This is a genomic window from Paenibacillus polymyxa, from assembly GCF_018614975.1.
In the GTDB taxonomy this organism is placed as follows: Bacteria; Bacillota; Bacilli; order Paenibacillales; family Paenibacillaceae; genus Paenibacillus; species Paenibacillus polymyxa_E.
Genome location: NZ_JAGGNR010000012.1, coordinates 283,058 through 307,784 on the forward strand (window position 1 = coordinate 283,058; position 24,727 = coordinate 307,784).

Consider the following 24,727-nt stretch of genomic DNA (forward strand, 5'->3'; position numbering starts at 1 on the left):
CACAGCTTGAATCTCAATTAAACGATGAGGTGTGGTCGTGATGGTACAAAAAACCGTTGAACTTTCCGAAACACAAAAGGGAATCTATTTTGATTGTCAGGTGAATGATCCCGCTTCGTATAACATCTCAGCTTCAATGCAATTTGATCATCTGCAAATAGAGATATTTCGCCGTGCCATCGAATTGCTTATGTATGAGCAAGTGGTGCTGCGTACTCGGATTGAGATTCAAAATGATGTACCCGTGTTATCCGTTCATGAAGATATGGGTTATTCACTTGTCTTGTGGGACCTAAGTAGCGAGAATCAGGAGAATTCAAAGGAACAACAGTTAGAAGCACTGGTGGATGAATGCATCGGGACACCTTTTGAGCTGGAGAAAGGTCCTCTGTTCCGTATAATGATTGTTCAGATGGATAAAAGCCGATACATTCTGACCTTATGTATTCATCATTTAATATGTGATGGCATGTCGCTTGAACTGATGAGAAACAAACTTATCCAGTCATATACGTGTCTTCTTGAAGATCAGCCTGTGGATGTCAAGCTGGATGAAGGATTCATCTCTTATGTTGAGGCAGAGAACAAGAAACTGCACGAAAACAAGTACTCCAAAGAGCAGGAATACTGGTTCAACAAAATGAAGGGAGCGGAACCTCTTTCTCTAAAGCACGACTTTCCAGCAGGCTCTTTACAAGAAGGAATTGGTCACGAACTGCGATTTGATATTTCGGAATCGTTAATGGCTGATATTACACAGATGTCCAAAGATAATGAAGTAACCGTTTTTATGTTCTTTATGGGTGCCTTTGGCATTCTTATGAGTAAATATGTCGGTACAGACGATATCACCTTTGCCTCCCCATATTCTCATCGTCCCGGTATGGACTTGGAAGAAACGATTGGATGTTTTGTCCATATGCTGCCCATGCGATTCCATATTGACCTCGAATCAACTCTAAAACCTCTGCTGCAACAAGTAGCCACAACCTGGATGGATACGTACAGGAACATCGGATATCCCAATAACCTCATTGTCAGAGACAGCATGTTACAGGCTCAACCCGGATCACCATCATTGTTTGATATCTCCTTTGTTTATGATTCCTATGAGGAAGATATGCTCGGAACTCGTATTCTGGATCAGGATAAGGTTACGTTTCCAGGAGATCTAATGGTGGTGTTGAGCCGTTTACCGCAAGGTGCTCAGTTGAAGCTGCAATATAAACCGAGCTTGTTCCGTGAAGATTCAATGGAGAGAATGGGCCAACGATTTCTATATTTGCTGAATCAACTAGTAACCAATTCTGATCTAAAAATCAGTGAGTTCAGCCTGCTGATGCAGGATGAGAAAGAAAACCTACTGTACCGATTCAATCAAACTTCTTATTTTCCCTACACTCCACAACATATTATGGATATATTTCACGATAAAGTAACACGTTTCCCGGAGCGGGTAGCTCTAATGGAAGGCAAGCAGCATCAGACCTATGCGCAGGTCAACGCAAAAGCGAATCAATTGGCTAGGCAGATCGTTGCGAGTAAAAAAAGTGATAACGCGGCAGTTGGCGTGCAGATGCCACGTTCCTCGGATATGGTCATTGCCCTATTGGCTGTATTAAAAGCCGGATGTGCTTTTGTGCCTGTAGATCCTTCCTATCCTTTGTCCAGAAAGGCCTATATTATATCGGATGCAGACATATCCATAGTGCTGGCTATGCAGCCCGAAAAAGATGACGAGACTCTGGATGTCCAGTACATGTACGTTGAGGGAGATCAGGCTTATACGGGAGATGCCTCAAATCTCGAAGAGGCGCTGAATCCGCATAGCCTTGCCTATATCATGTACACATCCGGATCAACAGGCAAGCCAAAGGGAGTCATGATTGAAAATCATAGCGTAGTCAATACACTGCTTGATCTGGAGCGTCGTTTTCCAATGCAGGCGCAGGATGTTTACTTGCTGAAAACAGCTTATACCTTTGATGTGTCGGCCACGGAACTTTTCGGCTGGTTCATGGGTGAAGGCGCACTAAGTATTCTTGAGCCTGGAGCAGAAAAAGACCCTGCTCGTATTGTGTCTACGGTGGCATCACATAAGGTTACGCACATCAACTTTGTTCCAACGTTATTCCGTCTTTTTCTGGAAACGATGGAGCTTCGCTCCGATCTGTCAGTATTGGAAACGCTGAAATGGATGTTTGTAGGCGGAGAGGCAGTCACACCAGACATTATTGAGAAATTTAACAGGTTAGGCATTAGAGCAAGTCTTGAAAATGTTTATGGTCCAACCGAATGCACCATATGGGTTTCTCATTATCCATTAAGCCATTACGAAGGCTTGGGCAATGTACCGATTGGCTACCCGCTCAATGAGTCCAGATGGTATGTCGTCGGAAATCATGGTGAGCTTCAGCCGTTAGGTATTCCAGGAGAGCTTTGTCTTAGCGGTGTTGGGCTTGCACGTGGATATTTGAATCTGGAACAGATGACCCGAGAGAAGTTTGTCCCTAATCCTTTCTTTCAAGAAGGACAGGATGCAGAGCATTTCAGGTACATGTACCGCACAGGTGATCTGGTACGTTCACTCCCAAGCGGTACGATTGAATATCTGGGACGCATTGATTTCCAGGTTAAAATTCAGGGAGCCAGACTGGAGACAGGCGAAATTGAGAATACCCTGTCATCCTATCCGGGTGTTATTCAGACCGTGGTAGTCATGAAATCATTTGAAGGTAGGTCCGGTTTGCTGTATGCCTTCTATCTGTCAGAGCAGGAGCTGCCCTCTGTCGAATTGAGAGAGCATCTGTCTCGTTTGTTACCGGCATATATGATACCATCCGTTTTTGTACATAAATCCGAATTTCCATTGAATAGCAGTGGGAAGATTGACCGGAAGGCACTCATGGCAGATATCACGCATGCTCACACTTCCAGTACGTTCTATACCGCCCCGTCTTCTGAACTTGAGAAGGTTATAGCCGAAGTGTGGGCCGAAGTGCTCGGTGTTGAGAGAGTAGGGCGCGATGACCATTTCTTTGAATTGGGCGGAAATTCATTTTCTGTCATTCAGGCTCACAATAAACTAAAGCATTATACCGATGTGGAGTTCCCTGTTCCTCGTTTTTTTGAATGCCCGACATTGCGCCAATTTGCCGCGCTGGGTCCAAAAGATGAGGGAGTTCCGATACCGACTGAACGGGAAAAATTGTTTCAACGAAAAGACGGCATTATGCGTGAAGATATTGCAATTGTGGGCATGGCGGTGAATGTGCCGGGCGCTGAGGATATAAGGGAGTTCTGGAGTAACCTTGTTGAACGGCGGGAAAGCATTCACTTTTATAGTGATGATGAATTGAGGGAGCTTGGCGTGGAGGAAGCACTGCTGCATTCACCTCGTTACGTCAAGGCAAAAGGACGTGCCAACGGCATTGATGAGTTTGACGCAGGGTTCTTTGACTATACTCCCGGTGAAGCCAAAATGATGTCTCCCCAATTCAGACTATTGTATCAGGGAATATGGGAAGCGCTGGAGGATGCAGGCTGCAGACCGGATGAAGCGGGTAAGGTGGGTGTGTTCCTTGGCGGGTCCGATGACTTCGAATGGTACCGTCAAGTGCTTTTTAACGATGCTAACTATAGCAGTAAATACGAAGCATTTACCCTCAGCACCAATCATTTTCTCGCTACCCGAATGGCTTATAAGCTGAACTTAAAAGGGCCGGCCTATACCGCTCTGACGGGATGTTCTACTTCACTGGTTACACCTCATCTGGCTTGTCAATCCTTAATCGTTGGAGAATGTGATGTGGCCGTGGCTGGTGGGATCACCGTGGAGTTGCCCAATGAAGGGGGGTACATATTTGAGGATGGCATGATGTTTTCCACAGATGGACACTGTCGTCCCTTTGATGCGGCAGCCAGTGGAACCGTCTTCTCCAATGGTATGGGAATTGTGGTGCTGAAGCGGGTAACCGATGCTCTGCGGGACGGAGATCATATCTACGGGGTCATCAAAGGCTCAGCAATTAACAATGACGGACAAGAGAAACTCAGTTTTCTTGCTCCAAGCGTAAGCGGACAGGCTGAAGTCATTCAGGATGCTTATAAGGTAGCCGGAGTAGACCCGGAAACGGTGAGTTATATCGAAGCACATGGTACGGGAACGTTGCTTGGTGATCCCATTGAAGTAAACTCGTTAACTCGGGCCTTTGCTTCCGACCAAAAGCAATTTTGCTATCTGGGTTCGGTCAAGGGCAATGTGGGACATATGGATACAGCTGCAGGTGTGGTTGGTTTAATCAAGGTAGCGCTCAGTCTTGGACAAGGTTATATCCCTGGAACAGCGAATTATGAGCAGCCTAATCCCAAAATTGATTTTTTGAATACGCCTTTTAAAGTTAATGCACAAGGGGTGGACTGGAAACAGGGTAATCTTGGAGTCATGCGCGCAGGAATCAATTCATTTGGTGTGGGGGGCACGAATGCTCACATGGTATTGGAGGAGGCTCCCGAGATGGAGAAGTGCAGTCCGGATGATGACGTAAATATATTGCTTTTTTCCGCCAAAACTGAGTACTCGCTGAACCGCACCGCTGAACGGATTATGGAACATCTGACTCAGCAGCCGGAGCAATCTGTGTCGAACGCAGCGTGGACCTTGCAGTCAGGCAGATCTGTTTTTGCGTATCGTAAGGCACTCATTCTGGATAAGACATGGAAGGATAATCCCGACAAGCTGTTACAGCAGCTGGGAAAAGCACGTGTATACCATTCAGCTCAAGGTACCCGTCCCGTATACTTTATGTTCCCCGGACAGGGCAGTCAGTATCAGGGAATGGGTGCAGAACTATACAGATCTACGGAGCAAGCGGGTCTAGCTCCAATCTTCAGAAGTTATATTCAGGAAATATTGGACCTTCTGCCTGCGGAAGAACGAGAAGATATGCTGTCCGTTGTATACGGGGATCAGCAGCCTGAGCGAATAAACCAGACGGAGTACAGCCAATTCGCACTGTTCATGACAAGTTATGCGCTGGCCAAGTCGCTGCTGGATCTGGGTATCAAGCCAGATGGCATGATCGGGCATAGCATTGGTGAATTGGCGGCCGCAGCGGTAGCGGGTGTGTTTGAACTCGGAGATGCTGTCAAGTTAGTTCGACTTCGCGGACGTCTGATGCAGCAGCAACAACCCGGGGTTATGCTTGCCATTATGGCGGATGCACAGCAGGTGAAGTCACAACTGGAGGAAGACATGTGGCTTGCCCTGGTGAATACTACAGGTTCCAGTGTGATTGGTGGGACAGCTGAAGCCATTTCCCGGATGGAAGCCAAGGCTGAAGGACTGGGCTGGAAGTGCATTCGTGTGAAGACTTCCCATGCGTTCCATACGCCAATGATGAATCAGGCCGCCGAGGAATTTAGACGTTATTTAACAGAACATTCACTTCATACGCCACAGATCCCTTTACTGTCCAACACCAGTGGAACATGGGCGCTTGGAGATGAAATCACACAACCTGACTATTGGTCCCGTCATATTTTACAGCCGGTGTTGTTTGAATCAAACCTAGCTGAAGTGTTAAAGGATGAGCGGGCTGTATTGATTGAAGTAGGTGCAGGACGAACGCTAAGCTCCTTTGCCAGACAGCACAGTCAATCAAGAGATTCCCAGACGGTACTGAATATGCTGCGTCATGCAAGGGAAACGGAGCAGGATAGTATCTATGTGAACCGCAGACTTGCGGAGTTATGGTGCGAAGGCATTGAACCTGACTGGAAGGTGCTCAAAGGGCAGACGGTACGACGCAAATGCTCTCTGCCTACTTATGTTTTCAACAAACAATCCTATCCTGTCAGTGTTTCTCTTTCTGGCTCATCAGCAGCGGAAGGAATGGGTACCGGGGATGATACGGGGCATGCAGAGCAGGGTAAGGGAAGTGGCTCTACTCTAGTAAAAGGGACAGTTTATACAGGTGGTTCCGACCAACTGAAACAGATTGTCCTGGACGCATATCGAACAATTTTTGGCATCGATGATCTGGATGAAGAGGTTAATTTCTTTACGGTCGGAGGAGATTCTCTCAAAGCAGTCAGCTTGTCGGCATGGATCCGGTCTCATTTAGGAATTCAGCCTGAGGTAGCAGATATTTTCAATCATTCAACGCCTATTCAACTGGCGGAGCATCTCTATGTCATGGCCAAACCAAAAGTGGACCAGCAGACGATTCAATCTGCACCCCCTATGGATGCGTATCCAATCTCTTCTGCACAGATGCGTATGTTCACACAAGCGATGCTTGATCCAGGCAATACGGCATATAACCTGCCGTCTGCAACCATTATTGAAGGTGAATTGGACCGTATAAGAGTTGAGACTGCTTTGCAGAAGTTGATGCAGCATCATGAGACGCTCAGAACATCGTTTGAGATACGGGGCGGGCAGATCGTTCAGATCATCCAACCTTCGGTTCGCTTAAGTATGGGCTATGCAGAGCAGCATGTGGCAGATGACCAAGAGTTGCCTGCGATGATCGAGACATTGATTCGTCCTTTTGATCTGGGGAGTGCTCCGCTTATGCGGGTTGAACTGATTAAGATAGGCGAGCGCAAGCACCTGCTATTCTTTGATATTCACCATATTATCGCAGATGGTACATCTGTCGAAATCATCACCCGTGACTTCAATGATTTATATTTTGGCAAAGAGCATGCAGTTCGATTGCAGTACAAAGATTACGCGGTATGGCAGCAGCAGCGTCTCGCTTCACAGGAATACAATTCACATCAGACGTACTGGCTGGACCATCTTGGCCCTTCTTTACCTGTGCTGCAGCTTCCACTTGACCATGAGCGTCCATCACAGCGATCCATGCAAGGGGGCCGGCTCCATTTCACGTTGAGTCGTTCGTTGACACAACACTTGCACGAGCTGGCTTCCTCATCGGAAGCATCCATGTATATGGTAATGCTAAGTGTGTGGAATCTTCTTCTCGCACACCGCTCAGGTCAGCAGGACATTGTGGTGGGAACGCCTGTTGCAGGAAGGATGCAAGAGGAGTGGAAAGAGACGGTAGGCATGTTTGTCAATATGATTGCGATGCGGAATTTTCCAACGTTTGATCGTACGTACACTGATTTTTTACGCGAACTCAAACAACATACACTGGATGCTTTTGCGTATCAGGAGTATCCGTTTAATGAGCTTGTGGCACAACTGGGCGTGACACGTGAGTTGAACCGAAATCCGGTATTTGATGTTTGTTTCGATTATCAGAACATGGATTTGCATGGACTTGAACTTCATGGTTTGCAATTCAGTTCTTTTCCGGTGGAGACGGGTACGTCTACTTATGATCTGTTAATGACCTGTCAAGAAAACAGGGAGAAGCAGGTCATTGAAGGATATATCGAATACTCGCTGGATCTGTTCCGCCCGGACACAGTTGAAGGTATGATGCAGGAGTTTATCGGACTCTGCCAAGAGGTTGTACAACAGCCCAATCTGTCTCTGAGCGAACTGTTTGAGAGAAACGAATGTTCTCATGAGCACTCAGTCCATCATCTTGCTGGTCCACGTCTGGATTACAATCCTGCGGTGGGTCTGCATCGGTTGTTCGAGCTGCAGGCAGAGCATACGCCAGACAAGAAAGCCCTTCTTGTATCATCCGGAGCCGCTTTTACCTACAGGGAGCTTAATGAAAAAGCTAATACGCTGGCTTGGAAGCTGATTGATCAAGGTGTACGCCGGGATGAACCTGTGGGCATATTATCCAGACGAGATGAATCGTTGATCATTATGCTATTGGCAGTGCTGAAAGCTGGGGCGGCTTATGTACCTCTGGACCCTGCTTTTCCGCCGCAGCGTATCCTGAATATGATCGAAGACAGCCGAATGAACGTATTGCTGTGTACGCCTGATGAAGAAGGCACAGTGACTTTTAGCGGAGAGCGATTCGTGTATGATCCAACTGCCCAGGATGTGCGCTCATCCGTTAACCCGGACGTAAGCTTGCTGTCTTCGGACCTGTCCTGTGTGATTTTTACATCAGGATCGACGGGTCGTCCCAAAGGGGTCATGATTACTCATGAGGCGATGGTCAATTTTGTTGAGGACATCAGGCACCGACATATTTTTGCACATGAGACAGATCGCATCATCAGTGTAACGACTATATCTTTTGATATTTTCGGATTTGAAGTGTGGACACCATTATGCACCGGATATTCGCTGTATCTGGCCAATGAGCAGGAGCAGCTTGACCCGGCTCTTGCTTCACGTCGAATACGTGAACATGGTATTACACACATTCTTAGCACGGTCTCACGCATTAAGGCATTTGTCGAAAATCCAGAATTCGCTCAGGCACTGGGCAATCTGCGGTGTGTGCTTACCGGAGGGGAAAATGTCCCTGTGGGACTCCTCACCGATCTGAAGCGGCTTACGCCTGCTCGAGTCTTTAATATGTATGGACCAACGGAAACTACAATCTGGTCAACGACCAAAGAATTGAATGACACAGCCGCGATTACCATTGGCAAGCCTATTACCAATACAGAGATTTATATTCTGAATGATGAAGGTGAAATACTGCCACCTGGCAGTTATGGAGAGCTGTGCATTGCAGGAAAAGGATTATCCCGCGGTTATCTGCACAATGCAGCTGAGACGGATGCCCGATTCATTGCAAACTCCAATGTTTTGGGAGGCCGTTTATACCGAACTGGCGATCTGGCATGTATACTGCCGGATGGGGATGTTGAGTTAATGGGACGGTTAGATCAGCAGGTGAAGATTCGTGGCTACCGGATTGAACTGAACGAGATTGAGCAGGCAGCGATGAATTATGAACGTGTAAGGGAGGCTGTCGTTAAGGTAGAAGGGGCCGAGCCACACTCACTGCAATTAATCCTTTTCTACAGTCTGAAGCCTGGGATTGGACCGTCCGTTATGGAAGATGAAGACGTACAGCTTCGGACCTGGTTAAAGCAGCGGCTTCCACAGTACATGATGCCTTCTCGCATGATTCGTCTGGAAAATCTGCCTGTGCTGCCTAATGGCAAACTGAATCGCAATGCCCTTTGTCTGGCTGATTTTGAAACGGGAGAGCGGGATAATCCGGCTCTGGTTTATGGCTCATCGATTCAAGGAATCGAGCGGGCAAAAGTTGATCTGGAGCAGATGCTCATTGCAACGTGGAAGGAAATATTGAATCTGGATACGGTTAATATCCATGATCACTTTTTTGACATCGGAGGCAACTCGCTGGGGCTTATCTTGATCAATAATCGGCTGAATGCCTATCTGGATAAAAGCGTTCCGCTGGTGCAATTGTTTGAGCATTCCTCTATTGCATCACTGGTCAATCATCTGGTGGCTGAGCAGATGCTGCCAACAGTTACACAACAGGTGCAAGAGGAAAGCGGGCATATCACTTCGGCCGGATATCCTGTTACGAACTCGGACCCGACAACAGCTCCCAAAGAGTATGTGATGAGCACAGTTGAACACAGCAAAGTGGAACAGAGCAGACCGGAACAGAGTATCCCGTTTGCTTCAGAACATAGTAGCAGAATTTCTTCTTCGACGGATATCGCAGTCATTGGCATGGCAGGGCATTTTCCCGGCTCAAGAAATATTGAGGAGTTCTGGGATAACCTAATGGCAGGTAAGGACGGTATCACCCGTCTGAATGAGGAGGATCTAACCGCTGCGGGTGTACGACCGGAAGACTTCAAACATCCTGATTATGTACGGGCCAAAGGTGTACTGCATGATACTGAGTACTTTGACTCCGGATTTTTCGAATATCCACATCAGGAATCCAACATGATGGATCCGCAAATACGGCTGCTGCATCAGTGCTCATGGGAGGCACTTGAGCATGCCGGGTGTGATCCTTACAGTTATGAGGGATCTATAGGATTGTTTGCCGGAAGTGGACTGAGCTTACCATGGATGGTGCAATTTCTTGGTCGTTCTGGTAATTTGCTACAGTCTTTTGAAGCCATGACTTTAAATGAAAAGGACTATATAACAACCCGAGTATCTCACAAATTAAATCTGAGAGGGCCGAGTATGGCCGTACAGACCGCATGTTCGACTTCTTTGGTCGCTATCCATCAAGCTGCTGAATCGCTGATCCGGGGAGAGTGTGATGTGGCACTTGCGGGAGGTGTCTCTATCTCCTATCCGCTCAAAGAAGGTTATCACTGGCATGAAGGCATGATTTATTCAAAAGATGGTCATTGCAGACCGTTTGATGAGCAGGCATCTGGTACTGTGTCTGGTAATGGATGCGGAATGGTTGTGCTCAAGTCACTCCGCGACGCACAGCGAGATGGAGATCATATCTATGCAGTCATTAAAGGTTCAGCGATTAATAATGATGGCATGGACAAGATTGGATATACGGCACCGAGTGTGGCCGGGCAGGTCAAGGTTATTCAATCAGCCCTTCATCGTTCGGGCGTGTCTCCAAAAGAGATCTCCTATCTGGAGGCGCATGGAACAGGAACCAAACTGGGGGACCCGATTGAAATCGAAGCGCTCAGGCAGTCATGGGGAACAGATCGTAGAAATTATTGTGCTCTAGGTTCTGTGAAAGCCAATATTGGGCATCTTGATGCGGCAGCAGGTGTCGCCGGTTTTATTAAAACCGTACTGACGCTTTACCACCGGGTGGTTCCGCCACAGATTCACATGAATCGGACGAATCCGATGTTGGAGCTGGAGCATAGTCCCTTCTATATCAACAAGGAGCCACAGCCATTAGAAGACGCGAAGCGTATCCTGCGGGCAGGTGTCAGTTCGTTTGGGATCGGGGGTACCAATGCTCACGTCATTCTGGAGCAACCGCCCGTCCAAGAGAGCCAAGCCAATTATGAATCATTGCTTCTGCTGCCCTTCTCGGCCAAAAGTGAATCTGCGCTGGAACGCACGTACGATTCGGTTCTACAGGCGATTCATGCATTGCCAGAGCAGTTGCCCAATGCTGCGTGGACGCTACAGAAGGGAAGAAGCAGATTCATTCATCGTAAAGCGCTAATCGTTGTAGACGGTTATATTCCGCCAAGCGAGCAGTCTGTAGAGTTTGAGACACAGGCAAGTGTGATGAATGGGAAGCCTAAGGTTATGTTTTATCTCAGCGGAAATGCAAATTGGGAAGCGCGCAAGATACGGGAACTATATGCTTCTGTATATCGCAGTCAGGTCTCAGAGATATTCAAACAGCACTTTGAAGAGATACTGAACCTCTTTGAGTCCAAGGAACAGTATGCCATTCGTCAGGGCATGGGGCGATCGTTAACCAATTCAAGGCTTGAGCGCATGCAGTGCTTTGTTATGCAATATGCTCTTTATAAAACCGTGATGCAGCTTGGTATCAAGCCAGATGCTGTCTGTGGACAAGGCGTTGGCGAACTCGTGGGGTTGGTCATTAGTGATGCACTTGATCCAGTACATGCCGTGGGGCTTTTATACAATCTGGAGCATTGGTCACTAGAAGAAGGAGCATTGTCAGATGCTTTGACAGGAAGGGCGACAGATGCAACTGTAACGGACCATGCATCGAGTATTGCACCACTTTTGTCTCCAAATTTCCTGTTTACGCTGCTAAATCGCAAGAATCTTTCTGAATCTGCTGAGCATACGCTGTGGATCGTTTCGAATCAGCAGCAGGATACAGACCAAATAGCCCCGGATTCATGTTCAGAGCCAAACATCATTGCTCTTACTGGAGATCGTCAGAGCTTGCTTGAGGCAGATGTGTATTTAATGAAAGTACTTGCTTTTTGCTGGTGCTCTGGCATGGAGTTGGATTGGGAACAGTTAAACGGAACGGGGCGTAGGCAAAAAATCTCCCTGCCGACGTATTCCTTTGATCCCATTGTTCATCAACATGATGTTGCGTTGTATCAGCTTGCAGGTATGTCGCAGGTTGTAGCGGGTTCTATCGCAGCATCAGACCAATCTCCATCTGGGAAAGTCAGGGTTCAACGGAATGTTGATGAGATAAGGCATGTATTGTCGCAATTGTGGCAGGAGTTGCTTGGCAATGGGGAAGTCAGCCTTGAAGATGATTTCTTTGAGCTTGGGGGTCATTCATTAAAAGCGATTTCCCTGGCGTCGAGGATTAAAGAAATGTTTGGATTAAATTTGGGGCTGGAAGAGGTTTTTGATCATTCTGTGTTTGAACACATGGTTCAATGGATTGCTGAACATCAGGCTACAAGTGACTCTGATTCTGTGAACCCAATCTTGCCTGTACCTAAGAAAGAGAAATACAAGACCACTTCTGCACAGCGAAGAATGTATGTGGTGCATGAGTGGATGAAAGGTGAGAGTACGGCGTACAATCTCGCCAGCTCCTATATGGTAAGGGGAAAACTTGACCCTGCCCAATTCAGAGTAATCATGGATGCACTGGTTGAGAGACATGAAGCATTCCGTACCAGGTTTGAAATGATTGACGGTGAGCTTTTCCAGGTTGTGGAGGATCAGGTTCCAAGCGTTGTGGAGTTGCTGGAATTGGAAACCGCAGGGTTAGAGCAGGTTATGGAATGGATACAGCCCTTTGATCTGACCAGCGCACCATTGGTTCGTGTTAAGCTTATCCACCTTTCACAAGAGGAACACATCTTATTCATCGACATGCACCATATCATTTCGGATCAGAGTTCCATTGCGATCCTGATGCAGGATTTTGCACGCATGTACAGAGGAGAAACATTGCAATCTCTTGACATTCAGTATAAGGATTATGCGGAATGGCGTGATGAAGCTGCCCCACATGGACGATCTGTTGAAGACGCCGAGTTTTGGATACAGGAATTCGAGGACATGCCTGCACCGGTTGAATGGCTTACAGACTTCCCAAGACATGGCGCGTCATCCTACAGAGGAGACAGACTTTCCATTGAACTTGGTGAGTCGTTAAGCACACAGGTCAATGATTTCTGTACTCAACAAGGGCTTACACCCTACATGTTGTTCATGGCAACTTTGAATCTATTAATCTGGAAGTATACGGGTCAAGACGACTTGGTCGTTGGTACAGCGGTTGCGGGACGTGAAAAGCCAGAACTTGATAACGTTATGGGTATGTTTGTGAACATGCTCGCCATTCGTACAACTATGGACCGCGAATGGTCGGTTGAGGCGTATTTGAATGCGATACGTAGCAAGCTTCTATCCTGTTATCAGCATCAGCATTATCCTTATGAAGCACTGGTGGAACAACTTGGTCTATTCGGTGATTTAAGCCGCAACCCCCTATTTGATGTGGTGTTAAATTACATTAATATGGGAACCGATGATCCTGAAGCCGGGGAACTGATACTTGAACCATGGGTGGAAGGTAAGGTGGATGCCAAATTTGATCTGACTTGGACACTGGTCGAGCATAAACAATGTTACACGGTTGAACTTGACTATCGCTCAGATTTGTTTAAAGCGGAGTCCATGGAACTGATGCTGGATAAATTCCGGTATATCCTGTCTCAGATCACAACAGGAGATAATGAACGAATTGCTCAGATTAAGCTCACTACACCGGAGGAAGAGGAATGGCTGCTGTATGGAGTCAACGATAATGCCGCTCAGTATCCGCGAGATGCGACCATTTCCCAATTATTCGAGGAACAAGTTCATGTGCATGCACAGAAGACAGCATTGGTCTGGGAAGATGGTGAATGGAGCTATGCGGATCTGTATGAACGTGTTCAGTGGCTGGCGTTCAGGTTACTTGGACAAGGGGTAAAATCAGGCTCCAGTATTGCTCTCATTCTGGACCGTGGACCGATCCAGATGATCAGTATTCTTGCTACACTCAAAGTGGGGTGCAGTTATGTCCCGATCGACCCGGCTTCGCCGCCATCGAGAATTGAATTTATTTTGCAAGATTGCGATGCGGCTGTGTTATTGACTGAAACGGCGTATGCCTCTACATGGCAATCTGTAGTTCCTTGTATCGTACCGGCAGATGAACTGGCAGCATTTGATTCAGGAGACATGCCGGAGCCCGTTGAACATATGAACAAGACTGCTCTTGACCCGGCTTATATCATTTATACATCAGGGTCAACAGGAACCCCGAAAGGGACTGCGATGAGTCATCGCAATGTGACCAAAGTCATGAAAAATAGTAATTTTGTCACCGTCGTGCCAGAGGATCGTATCCTGCAAATTTCTAACTATGCGTTTGACGGTTCCATTTTCGATATTTTTGCTTCATTAATGAATGGAGCTACTCTTGTATTAACCTCAAAAGAGACCATTTTGGATATGGCTCGTTTGGCTGATGTCATCCGACAGCAACGGATTTCAGTATTTTATATTCCGACATCCTTGTTTAATATGCTGGTGGATTGGGATGCTGAATGTTTGAAGAATGTGCGTAGAGTGATGTTTGGTGGTGAAGCTGCATCGGTGAGTCATGCCAACAAAGCGCTTGCATGCGTGGGGCCGGGCAGGTTGTTAAATGGATATGGGCCAACGGAAGCAACCTTTTTTGCCTCCTACCACTTATTACAGCAAACAGAGCCTTATACTGGCTCACTGCCTATAGGTTATCCCCTGTCCAACACAGCCTTGTATGTTCTGGATAATGAGCTGAAACCTGTGCCACCCAACGTTCCAGGTGAACTGTATATCAGTGGGGATGCGGTGGGTATTGGATATCTTAACCGTGAGGATCTTACCCGAAAACACTTTCTTGATGATCCCTTCCGCAAGGGAGAACGAATGTATCGGACAGGTGACATCGTCAAACGTCTGATTGACGGCAGTCTGATTTTTATTGAACGTTCGGATTTCCAGGTCAAGATCAGAGGTTTTCGCATTGAGTTATCAGAGATAGGCAATTGCATGGAGCATCTTTCGGGAGTTCGTGATGCCTTTGTCATGACAGCTACAGAACCATCAGGAAGTCTATACATTGCCGCTTTTTATACAAGCGACACTGGGGCAGATGCTGAGTATATTCGAAGAGAACTTCACCAGCAGCTGCCAGAGTACATGGTGCCTGCACGAATTATTCGAATGGATCATCTTCCGATTAATGCCAACGGCAAAGTGGACCGAAGAGCATTGTCAGAGAATTTGGTTGAAGAGCAGCAGAGGTCTCTGGAAGGGAGTTCACCTCAGACAAAAACGGAGCGTGTCATTCTTGCCGCCATGCGACAGATACTCGGTAATCCAAGCATTGGTGTGGAAGATCACTTCTTTCAAAATGGGGGGCATTCGCTTAAAGCAATTGCATTCACTCAAATTTTGTCAAAAGAAGGAATTGCCATCAGTGTGAACGAATTATTCCAATATCCGACAGTTAGAGGACTTGCCAAATTGGTAGACATTAATCCTCCTGCGTCAGTTTGGTCAGAAGATAGCCTGCATATTCAGTCCCCGATAGTCATACCACAGGACATAACACTTCATGAGAAACAACTGGACAGCCTGGTCCTGCATGTCTTAAATAGCTGCAATCAGGTTTCATCCTTCATGGCGGGCATGAGCCCTATGGGTCAATTCCCACTATCTCCAATTCAACAAGCACATGCTTCTACGACTTCACGAGCAAGCGGATTTACAACAACGCTGGAAGGCGAATTGAATGAACAAGCTGTAAAAAACCTGATTCTTGGGGTTATATCCCGGCATCAGTTGCTGCACAGCATGATATATGAGGAAGAACAATTGTATTGGCATTCATGTGATATGTCCTTAGCGGCGGACATGCTGCAACAGCTTATCCCATATCTTGATATTCGTCATTATGCTTCGGCTACAATGGAGCAGCTGGAGTACAAACTGGTTCAGTCTCTGTTACACAAAACGTATAAGCTGAAGGAACTACCATGGCGTCTGTGTATTTTGCGTACAGGAGCCACAGAGCATAAGCTGATTTGGAGTTTTGATCACCTTGCGTTTGATGGTATGAGTGCCCAAATCATCAAACAGCAACTTGAGTCGAAGGCATTATATAGACCACAAGGTGTAGAGATCGAGAGTGATCTTCTGTACCAAGTACGAAATTATGAGGATTATGTAAATTTTCTGTCTCAAGGCCCCATTGGGGTATCTGAAGATGAAATGAAGAAACAATACTCGCTTCAGGCATGGCATAGATGTAACACCATCGTCATGAACAAGTTGAAAGAAATAGAAACATTGTCGCCTTCAGCGATGACTGTCGAGTTGTCCCTTGCAGGGAAGGAGCCTGCAGATGTTTGGTGGACATGCTTTGAAACTTTTGCCAACATCATTGCGGATTATCTGAATATAAGCCAACTGCCAATAGCCCTGGTTCATTATGGAAGGGAGTATGGCGAAGAATCCTACTACGATTATGTGGGAGAATTCCTTGACCTGATTCCAGTACTTGTAGACAGTGAATTCATAGAGGAAGATCTGTTGAAACGTCTGGAATTTACGAAGCGACACAGCATTAACTTTATGGCACTTACCCATGATTCTTCCCTCTCGGCAAAATATGATGGCATACAGGAACAATTGGGAACTGCCTACAGGCAAGCAGAACAGGAGCCGCGTCAGATGATTCTGTTTAATTATCAAGGCTTCATCTCCAGCAGCGAGGCGATCCCAATTTCGTCTCACTCGTCGGATGACCAAGATTCGAATTCGGGACTCGCCCAATTCGAATGGGTTATTCGCTACGACGAAGAGTGTCTGTACGTACATCTGGCCTGTCAGGCTGGTCTGGATATCAAACGTATGAAACAGCTGATTGATGACAAGCTTGGTAGCGATGTGAAAGTGGTAGTTCACAATGAGGCAATGGAGGTGCAACATGTCCAGTAAATCCATACAGCGAGGACCCGAGCTGATTGTGCCAGAGCATTATTCAACAGTGGCTGAGATGTTAATCTACATTGCAGATACTCATCCAGAAAAGGGAATGACCTATATCAGCTCTTCAGGTGACGAACAGTTTGAATCATATCCTGAACTACTGATGCAGGCGCGCAAGTACCTGCAGTCTCTTCAGGAGCAAGGCATTCAACAAGGACAGGTCGTTATTTTGGAAATTGACCAGTCACAGGAATTTTACCGTACCTTTTGGGCTTGTATGCTGGGGGGCATTATTGTCGCCCCGGTTAGTCCTCCGGCTGCCTGGGAACCAGGCTCAGCCGGTCTGGAGAAATTCACGAAAGTGTGGGAGGTACTCGGGCGTCCGGTAGTGATCGTCGAGGAAGCCTACATGCGCAAGTATAAGCAGCTTGCGGAAAGTCCGGTATTCAAAGGTCTTATGTTGATTAGCGTGAACCAGCTTCAAGCAGGCCAACAGATGGCTGATCTATGCCCAACCTCTCCTGATGACATTGTGTTTCTGCAATTCTCATCAGGAAGCACGGGAATTCCCAAAGGTGTGCAGTTAACAAATCACAATATTATCGCCAACAGTATTGCATGCAAGACATTTCTTGGAGCCGAAGAAGGAGATAATGTGTTTACCTGGTTGCCGCATACGCATGATATGGGGATATTTGGACAGCACCTGACACCCGTCCTGAGTGGAGCCAACATCATGGTGATGTCACCTTATACCTTCGTACGGTCGCCTTATCTGTTCTTGCGCAAGATTACGGAGCATCAGGGAAAATGGTTTTGCTGTACCAATTTCGGTTTCGAATGGATGGTTCAGAAGATCCCGGATTCCAAGCTCTCAACGCTTGATCTGTCTTCACTGCGTATGACCTTGAATGGTGCAGAGCCTATATCAACGTCTGTTATCGAGCGATTTGTCAAAAAATTCAGCTCTTGTGGCTATCGTCCCAATATGATGTTTCCTGCGTATGGCATGGCCGAAGCGACAGTAGGTGTATGTACCTCCAGACTGGGGGAAGAGCCGCGAATTGAACGTATTTCGCGTTCACGGCTGGTGCAGGAAGGACTGGCTGTGCCAGTCCAGCTATCTGGCAGTGATAGTCATACTTCGGATGTGATCGAATTTGTCCATGAAGGATATCCCATGACAGGGATTCAAATCCGGATTGCGGATGAACAGGGTGAAGTGCTGGATGAGCGGGTCGTTGGCGAAATCCAGATCCGTGGGGAATCGGTAACCTCCGGATATTACAGTCTCCCGGAGATCAATCGTGAAATGTATGTGGATGGGTGGCTTCGCACTGGAGATTTGGGTTATATGGCTGATGGCTCCCTGGTTGTAAGCGGACGAATCAAGGACATTGTGTTTATTCGGGGACAGAACCATTATGCGCATGATCTTGAAGAAATTTTGTACCAGAATAGCAGCATTCCGAGAGGGAATCTGACGGTAGTCGGGCACTTTAACAGCCTCAAACAAGTAGAGGAGCTGCTTGTATTTGTTAAATACAAATCGGGCACTCCACAGTTTCTGGATGTACGACAGGATCTGATCCAACGTATGAGGGCTGGATTGGGTATTGAGATCACCCATGTTCTCCCAATCAAGGTTATTCCCAAAACCACGAGTGGCAAGGTACAGCGCTTCATGCTGAGAAACGAATATGAGTGTGGAGTATTTAACAAAGACATCGAGGCCATTGAAGAGCTGATTCGCGAAAACACACAACAGCAACAACACGAGACGGCTTCCGCATCGTCTTTGGAGTATACCGTCCGTAAAGCCTGTGCCGAAATTCTTCAATTGCCTGTAGGAAAGATTGAGATGGATACTTCTTTTCTCGCACTTGGAGGCAATTCCATCCTCTCCTATCAATTACTTGACAAGCTGTCTGCACATATGGGCCGTGAATTGGGACAAGAACTGCTTGTTTTTTGCAGTACAGTGCGTGAGATGGTGGAATATCTGCAGGAACTTCCAGCAGAGACGAAGCACTTTGAACAAGCTGAAACAACAGATAATCACCTGAATGTACATCGTGCTATTGCTATTACCGGACTGTCTCTGCGTCTGCCTGATGCCGACACCCAAGAGCAGTTCTGGAGCAATTTGGTTAACGGACTAGATAGTGTTGACCGGGTTAGCTTAGAGCGTGCAACACGTTCCAAGCAACCCGATTGGGATGACTGGATTGGGGAACTGAAGCAACCGGATACGTTTGATCATGAGTTCTTTGAAATCCCGTCTGAACAAGCTGCATTTATGGATCCGCAGCATCGCAAGCTGCTGGAAGTTGCTCATGAGGCGCTGGAGGATGCGGGTATGCTCGTCGACCATGAGGATAAGCGTGATGTGGGTGTGTATGTAGGGATCAACCCAAGCACTTACTTCGATCTGGTTGTTGATTATATGAACCGGAGTCTTGGAAAGGCTGTTCATTCTCACGCTATGGTAGGCAATATGTCCAATATAGCAGCGGCCTCCATTTCACACATGTACAATTTTACAGGGCCGGCACTGTCCATAGATACGGCATGTTCTTCCTTTCTGGTAGCACTGACACAAGCTGTGGCGGCGATTCAGGACAAGCGTATCTCTGGGGCAGTTGTAGGTGGGGCGAACATTTTGGCTACACCTCATGTTCATCAACTATCACGCAATGCTGGAATCTGTTCTTCTACTCAACATACGAAGGTATTTGACCGGGAAGCAGATGGTTCAGTCCTGGGGGAAGGTGCTGTTGTTGTATATTTGGAGCCGCTAACAGAGGCAGTTCGCAACAATAAACATATTTATGGTGTGATTCGCGGGACAGCGGTGAATAACGACGGATATTCCCTGGGCATTATGGCACCCAACCCTCAGGGGCAATATGAGGTACTCCGTGCCGCTTATCGCGATGCCAACCTAAACCCGAGCGAGATTTCTTATATTGAAGCACATGGATCGGGGACAAGGATTGGAGATCCAATTGAGGTGAATGCCTTGCTGCGACTGTTCCGGGAAAAGGGATATACAAGCGACAATTCAATTGGATTAGGTTCAGTCAAAACCAATATTGGACATTTATTTGCAGCCTCCAGTGGAGCCAGTCTTGCCAAGGTTCTGCTCAGTATGCAGCATGGGGAACTGGCACCAAGTTTGCATATGGATAATCCGAATCCTGCCCTCCGACTGGACCAATCGCCGTTCCATATCGTTAGCGAGCATAGAACGTGGGATGTACCTGAAGGAAAAACGCGGAAGGCAGGCATCAGTTCATTTGGCCTGGGAGGAACGAATGCCCACATTGTGCTGGAAGAATGGAAAGCCCCTGTCCGTGCAGATGCCCCGGCACGCGGCCAGTTGTTAACGTTCTCTGCCAAATCAGAGCAGGCCTTAAAAAAGCTGATTGATAACACGGAGCAATATGTGAAGCAGCATGCGGACCTGGCACCAGAGGATCTTTGTTTTACCCGGAACAGATATAGAAAACATTATCGGTATCGTGCAGCAGTAACTGTCAGCTCAACCGGAGAGTGGAACATTGAAGAGATGGAATTTGGCTTCAAGCCTAGAAACCGAGCTGCTCGTGTCAATATTGTGGTTGGGGGGCATGAGATTCGCGGAGAAGATGAAGCGGAGGCTCGTCAAGTAATCAGGCCAGACGATTCTAATGAAGATACGGTATCTACCTTGAACTACTGGGTGACCTTGCTTGAGACACTTGTACGTCTGGTCCCTTCCATTCAGGAGATTCGAGGAATAGCTGCAGGAGAGGAGCTTGTATCCAGTTTACATCTGGATGGCGAGGAACATCACAGCGCTCATGCAAGTCAATCCATTCCAGTGAACAACAGAGTGACGTTAGACAGTCTGCAAGACACACCTGGCAAGATGGCAAGTGCCGACATTGTAATTATGATTGCTGCAGATCATACAATGCAGCAGCTTGAATACGGTGGCAAGGAGAGCTTCATCCGCCTGTCTGCCGAGCCGACACTTACCATGGAGGATCAGCTTGCTTTATTGCTGGGACAGCTTTATATACGTGGTGCTGCGCTGGATTGGGAACAGTTACATCCGAATGGCTCTGGCCAGATTGTACATCTGCCAGCACATCCATTCGAGCCTTATGTGCATTGGATAGATGTGAATCAGGGAACGGAGGTCATGATATGACAAAAGAAGAAATTGAGCTTTTTATCAAAAGCGAGATTGCTGCAGCGTTGAATCAGGAGCCAGAGGACATCGATGAAGAGATGAATTTTTTGAAAATAGGTGTCTCATCTGTACAGGCGCTCAAGATCATTAACCGTGCGCGTAAGCATCTTCAAGTTGACATCAGTCCGGTTGCGTTGTTTGAATACAAAACAATTGCCGAGTTCGCCGCTTATCTCAATGAATCTCTTCTTCAAGAGGGGGTTGCCGAATGATTGACGTGGATATGGAGCAAGAGATCATTCATGAAGCTGAATTGTTTGCTGCCCGTGAAATTCGTCCTTATGCTCAACAGATTCAAGAGCAGCAAGCCATTCCCAGAACATTGATCCGTGCCATGGCTGAAAAAGGTTACTTGGCTGCCTCAATCCCGGCTGAATATGGTGGCATGGGTCTCGGACCTAAGGCGTACGGGCTGTTGACTGAAGTATTTGGCAAGGCTCTTCCAGCCGTTCGCAGCTTGTTAACGGTGCATACCTCACTTGTAAGTGAAACTTTGGTACGTTTCGGAACGCCTGAGCAAAAATCGTCCTGGCTGCCCAAGTTGGTGAAGGGAGAATGGATTGCTGCCTTTGGTCTGACTGAACCGGAAGTTGGTTCGGATGCCAAAAGTGTAAAGACCGAGTGGAGAGAAGAAACGGACTGTTATGTTTTGAATGGAAAAAAGAAGTGGATTACGTTTGGACATTTGGCAGATGTATTTATCATTATTGCCTCGAAGCAGGGACGAAGCACTGCTTTTTGGGTCGAACGCCAGTTTGAGGGTGTACAGACCAAACCGATTAAAGGTGTCATGGTTGCGGGAGAGACAGGTATCGCTGAGATTGATCTCCATGAGGTGCGTGTGCCCAAGAATCACATTATTGGACGTCTGAATGAAGGGTTTGAGTACATCGTAGCCGGGGCGCTGGACCAGGGCAGATATAGCATAGCCTGGGCAGGGCTGGCGATTGCGCAGGAAGCGCTGGATGCCATGGTGACTTACTCAAGGAAGCGGAAGCAATTTGATCAGAAGCTGAGTCATTTTCAGCTGATTCGCGGCATGATTGGAGATGCGGTGACAAAAGTCCATGCAGCACGAGCATTATGTTTACGGGCAGCCGAGCTGAGAGAGGCCAAGGACCCGCAGGCCGCCATGGAGACAACGATCGCCAAATATTTTACGTCCAAAGTTGCTGTTGAAGTTGCAAGCGATGCGCTACAGGTGCATGGTGCGAACGGAATTAGTAACCAATATCCTGTTGCCAGGCTGTATAAGGAAGCCAAAATTCTGGAGATTATTGAAGGCTCTTCTCAGATGCAGCAGGAGATGATCTCGCATTACGGATTAAAAGCCTATTACAAGCGTGGCGGTAGCGTATGACGTTCTGTGCGCTATTTCCCGGCCAGGGAAGTCAGTATATCGGAATGTGCAGCGAGTTGTTGGACAGTGAGCCGGAGGCGAATCAGATCTTTGCAGAAGCGAGCGAGGTGACCGGATTTGATTTGAAGGCACTGGTTATGGAAGGGACCCTGAATCAATTGACGGTCTCTGAATATGCTCAGCCTGCTGTACTGACGGCAAGCTACGTTCTATTTGACTCATTTGTTCGTCGGACAGGAATGACTCCAGATTATGCGGTAGGTCACAGTTTGGGGGAGATTTCGGCTTTAGTAGCGGCGGGAGCATTGCGATTTGCGGATGGAATCCGTTTTACAGCTCAGCGTGGTGCGTTGATGCATCGCTCCATTCAGGAGCAAAAAGGAAGAGCGGGTATTGTTGTTGATATAACCCAAGAAGCGCTTGAAGAATTAGTCGAGAATATTCGTCAGAACGAGTATGTGACGATCTCCGGTTATAATTCACCGGGACAGTTTGTCGTCGCAGGTACTGCGAAGGGGCTTCAACTGCTGGATGATAAGGTGGATGGCTACGGTGGGGAATTCATTCCTTTTCGCATGATGCCCATGAAGGCAGATGCACCTTATCATAGCGAGTTGATGCAGTTCATCCAGCCTGAGCTTGAAGAGATGCTTGCAGGGATTTCCTTCTCTGCACCGGTGTTTCCCATATGCTCTACAGTACATGGTGAGTTCATTCGCGGAGCCGAGGACATTCCTAAGCTGCTGAGCAGCCAGCTTTTGCAACCCATTCGCTGGAATCAGGCATTGGCACGCGTTCAAAATCTGGGAGCGACAGTATGGATCGATATCGGTCCAGGCCAGAGCGTAAGAAATATGCTGGCTGAGAATAAGACCATGCCTGCAGCCTATTCGCTGGATGATCCGCAAGATCGGTCCAGGTTACTGGAGCGATATGAAGCAGTAAACCAGACAAGTGGGGGAGGCGATACGGAATGATCACGGAGATGATGCAGTACAATCAGCGGGTGAAACAATGGCTGCCTGGAGGTGTGCACTATAATTTTCACCTTCCTTGGGAAGAGACGCCGCTCCATTTCAAGCATGCTTCCCGAAGCAGAGTGACGGACATGAACGGCAACGAGTATTTGGATCTATATGCCCGCTTTGGTGCCCTAATTGTTGGCCACGGCAACGAGGAGTATAACGAGTGTCTGAAGGAGACCATTGACCGTGTTCTTTCCGTAAGTCATTGCGATCTGGATGCAGAGGCTCTGGAACTGATCCATCAATATGTACCCTCAGCAGAGATGATTCGTTTTGGGTTATCAGGTACGGAGATTGTCCAGAATGCACTTCGTCTTGCCCGGGCGTGGACAGGTAAAAATCGCTTTGTACGTTTTGAAGGCCACTATCATGGCAATGCGGACAATATTATGGGTGGCAAGACTGCACGTACAGGTCTTCCTGTACCTTCGGACTATCCTGGTGACATGAAAGGAACAAAGGGGAGGGCAAGGGATGCCATGGAATCTCAATCCTACCTCTTGCCATGGAATGACGCCGCCCGTCTGGAGGAACTATTTCGCCAGCATGGAGACGACATTGCAGCAGTAATCATGGAGCCGGTTTGTGTAAATGGAGGCGGGGTCATGCCTGCTCCGGGTTATCTGCAAAGAGTCAGACAGTTATGTGATCAGTACCAGGTCGTGCTCATTTTCGATGAGATTATAACAGGATTCCGTATGGGACTCGGTGGTGCCCAACAGTTGTTCGGTGTAACGCCCGATCTGACTACACTTGGGAAGGCAATCGCCGGTGGCGGAGTTCCAGTATCAGCCCTGGTTGGCCGAGCGGATATCATGAAGTTGCTTGTAGACAAAAAAGTAATTCATGCGGGTACGTTTAATGGCTATCCATTAGGTACAGCTGCTGTAAAAGCTACACTGGAAATGTTGGGCCGCAATGGAGGACAGGCGATGAACAGCATGAACCTCCACGCTGAGATGATGCATGACGTACTCTGTCAGGAAGCAGTGAAGGTAGGTCTGCCTTTAATTGTTCAGGGGCCGTCTGGCTGTGCTTCTTATCACTGCTGCACGGAGCCGCTTACGGATACGGCTGATTATACGTTTGAATTGATGTCTTTTGATATTTTGTTAAATAACAAGCTTGCTGAGCACGGTGTTCTGGTATCTACGCTCTCGCGGATGTATCCGAATATCCTGCTCGATATGCAGGATGTTGCCTGGTTCAGTGAGCGTGTCCCTGCGGCACTTGCAGAAATGAAAGAACTCTACGACGAGCTGATCTAATGGTAGCTCAATAAGGAGGTGATT

General features: G+C 47.5%; 6 protein-coding genes. All 6 read left to right on the forward strand.

Annotated features, from left to right (window positions below):
- The first annotated feature begins 40 nt into the window (after window positions 1-40).
- Genes J7E78_RS12160 through J7E78_RS12185 form a run of 6 tightly spaced genes read left to right on the forward strand, consistent with a single transcriptional unit; the run spans window position 41 to window position 24,703 of the window.
- Complete coding sequence (locus J7E78_RS12160; protein WP_251035000.1) at window positions 41-16,819, forward strand: non-ribosomal peptide synthetase/type I polyketide synthase; 16,779 nt, start codon at window positions 41-43, stop codon at window positions 16,817-16,819.
- Window positions 16,809-21,008, forward strand: coding sequence for a beta-ketoacyl synthase N-terminal-like domain-containing protein (locus tag J7E78_RS12165; protein ID WP_215076436.1), 4,200 nt, complete (start codon window positions 16,809-16,811; stop codon window positions 21,006-21,008). The genes J7E78_RS12160 and J7E78_RS12165 overlap by 11 nt, the downstream gene beginning before the upstream one ends.
- Window positions 21,005-21,262: an acyl carrier protein gene (locus tag J7E78_RS12170; RefSeq protein WP_017687150.1), complete on the forward strand. Its 258-nt coding sequence runs from the start codon at window positions 21,005-21,007 to the stop codon at window positions 21,260-21,262. The genes J7E78_RS12165 and J7E78_RS12170 overlap by 4 nt, the downstream gene beginning before the upstream one ends.
- Window positions 21,259-22,410, forward strand: coding sequence for an acyl-CoA dehydrogenase family protein (locus J7E78_RS12175; RefSeq protein ID WP_215076437.1), 1,152 nt, complete (start codon window positions 21,259-21,261; stop codon window positions 22,408-22,410). Before J7E78_RS12170 ends, J7E78_RS12175 begins: the two co-directional genes overlap by 4 nt.
- A complete protein-coding gene (locus tag J7E78_RS12180) occupies window positions 22,407-23,387 on the forward strand; it encodes an ACP S-malonyltransferase (protein ID WP_215076438.1) in 981 nt (326 codons plus the stop codon). Before J7E78_RS12175 ends, J7E78_RS12180 begins: the two co-directional genes overlap by 4 nt.
- Window positions 23,384-24,703 (forward strand): aspartate aminotransferase family protein, encoded by a 1,320-nt coding sequence (locus J7E78_RS12185; RefSeq protein ID WP_215076439.1) that lies wholly within the window; start codon window positions 23,384-23,386, stop codon window positions 24,701-24,703. The genes J7E78_RS12180 and J7E78_RS12185 overlap by 4 nt, the downstream gene beginning before the upstream one ends.
- The last annotated feature ends 24 nt before the right edge of the window (window positions 24,704-24,727 follow it).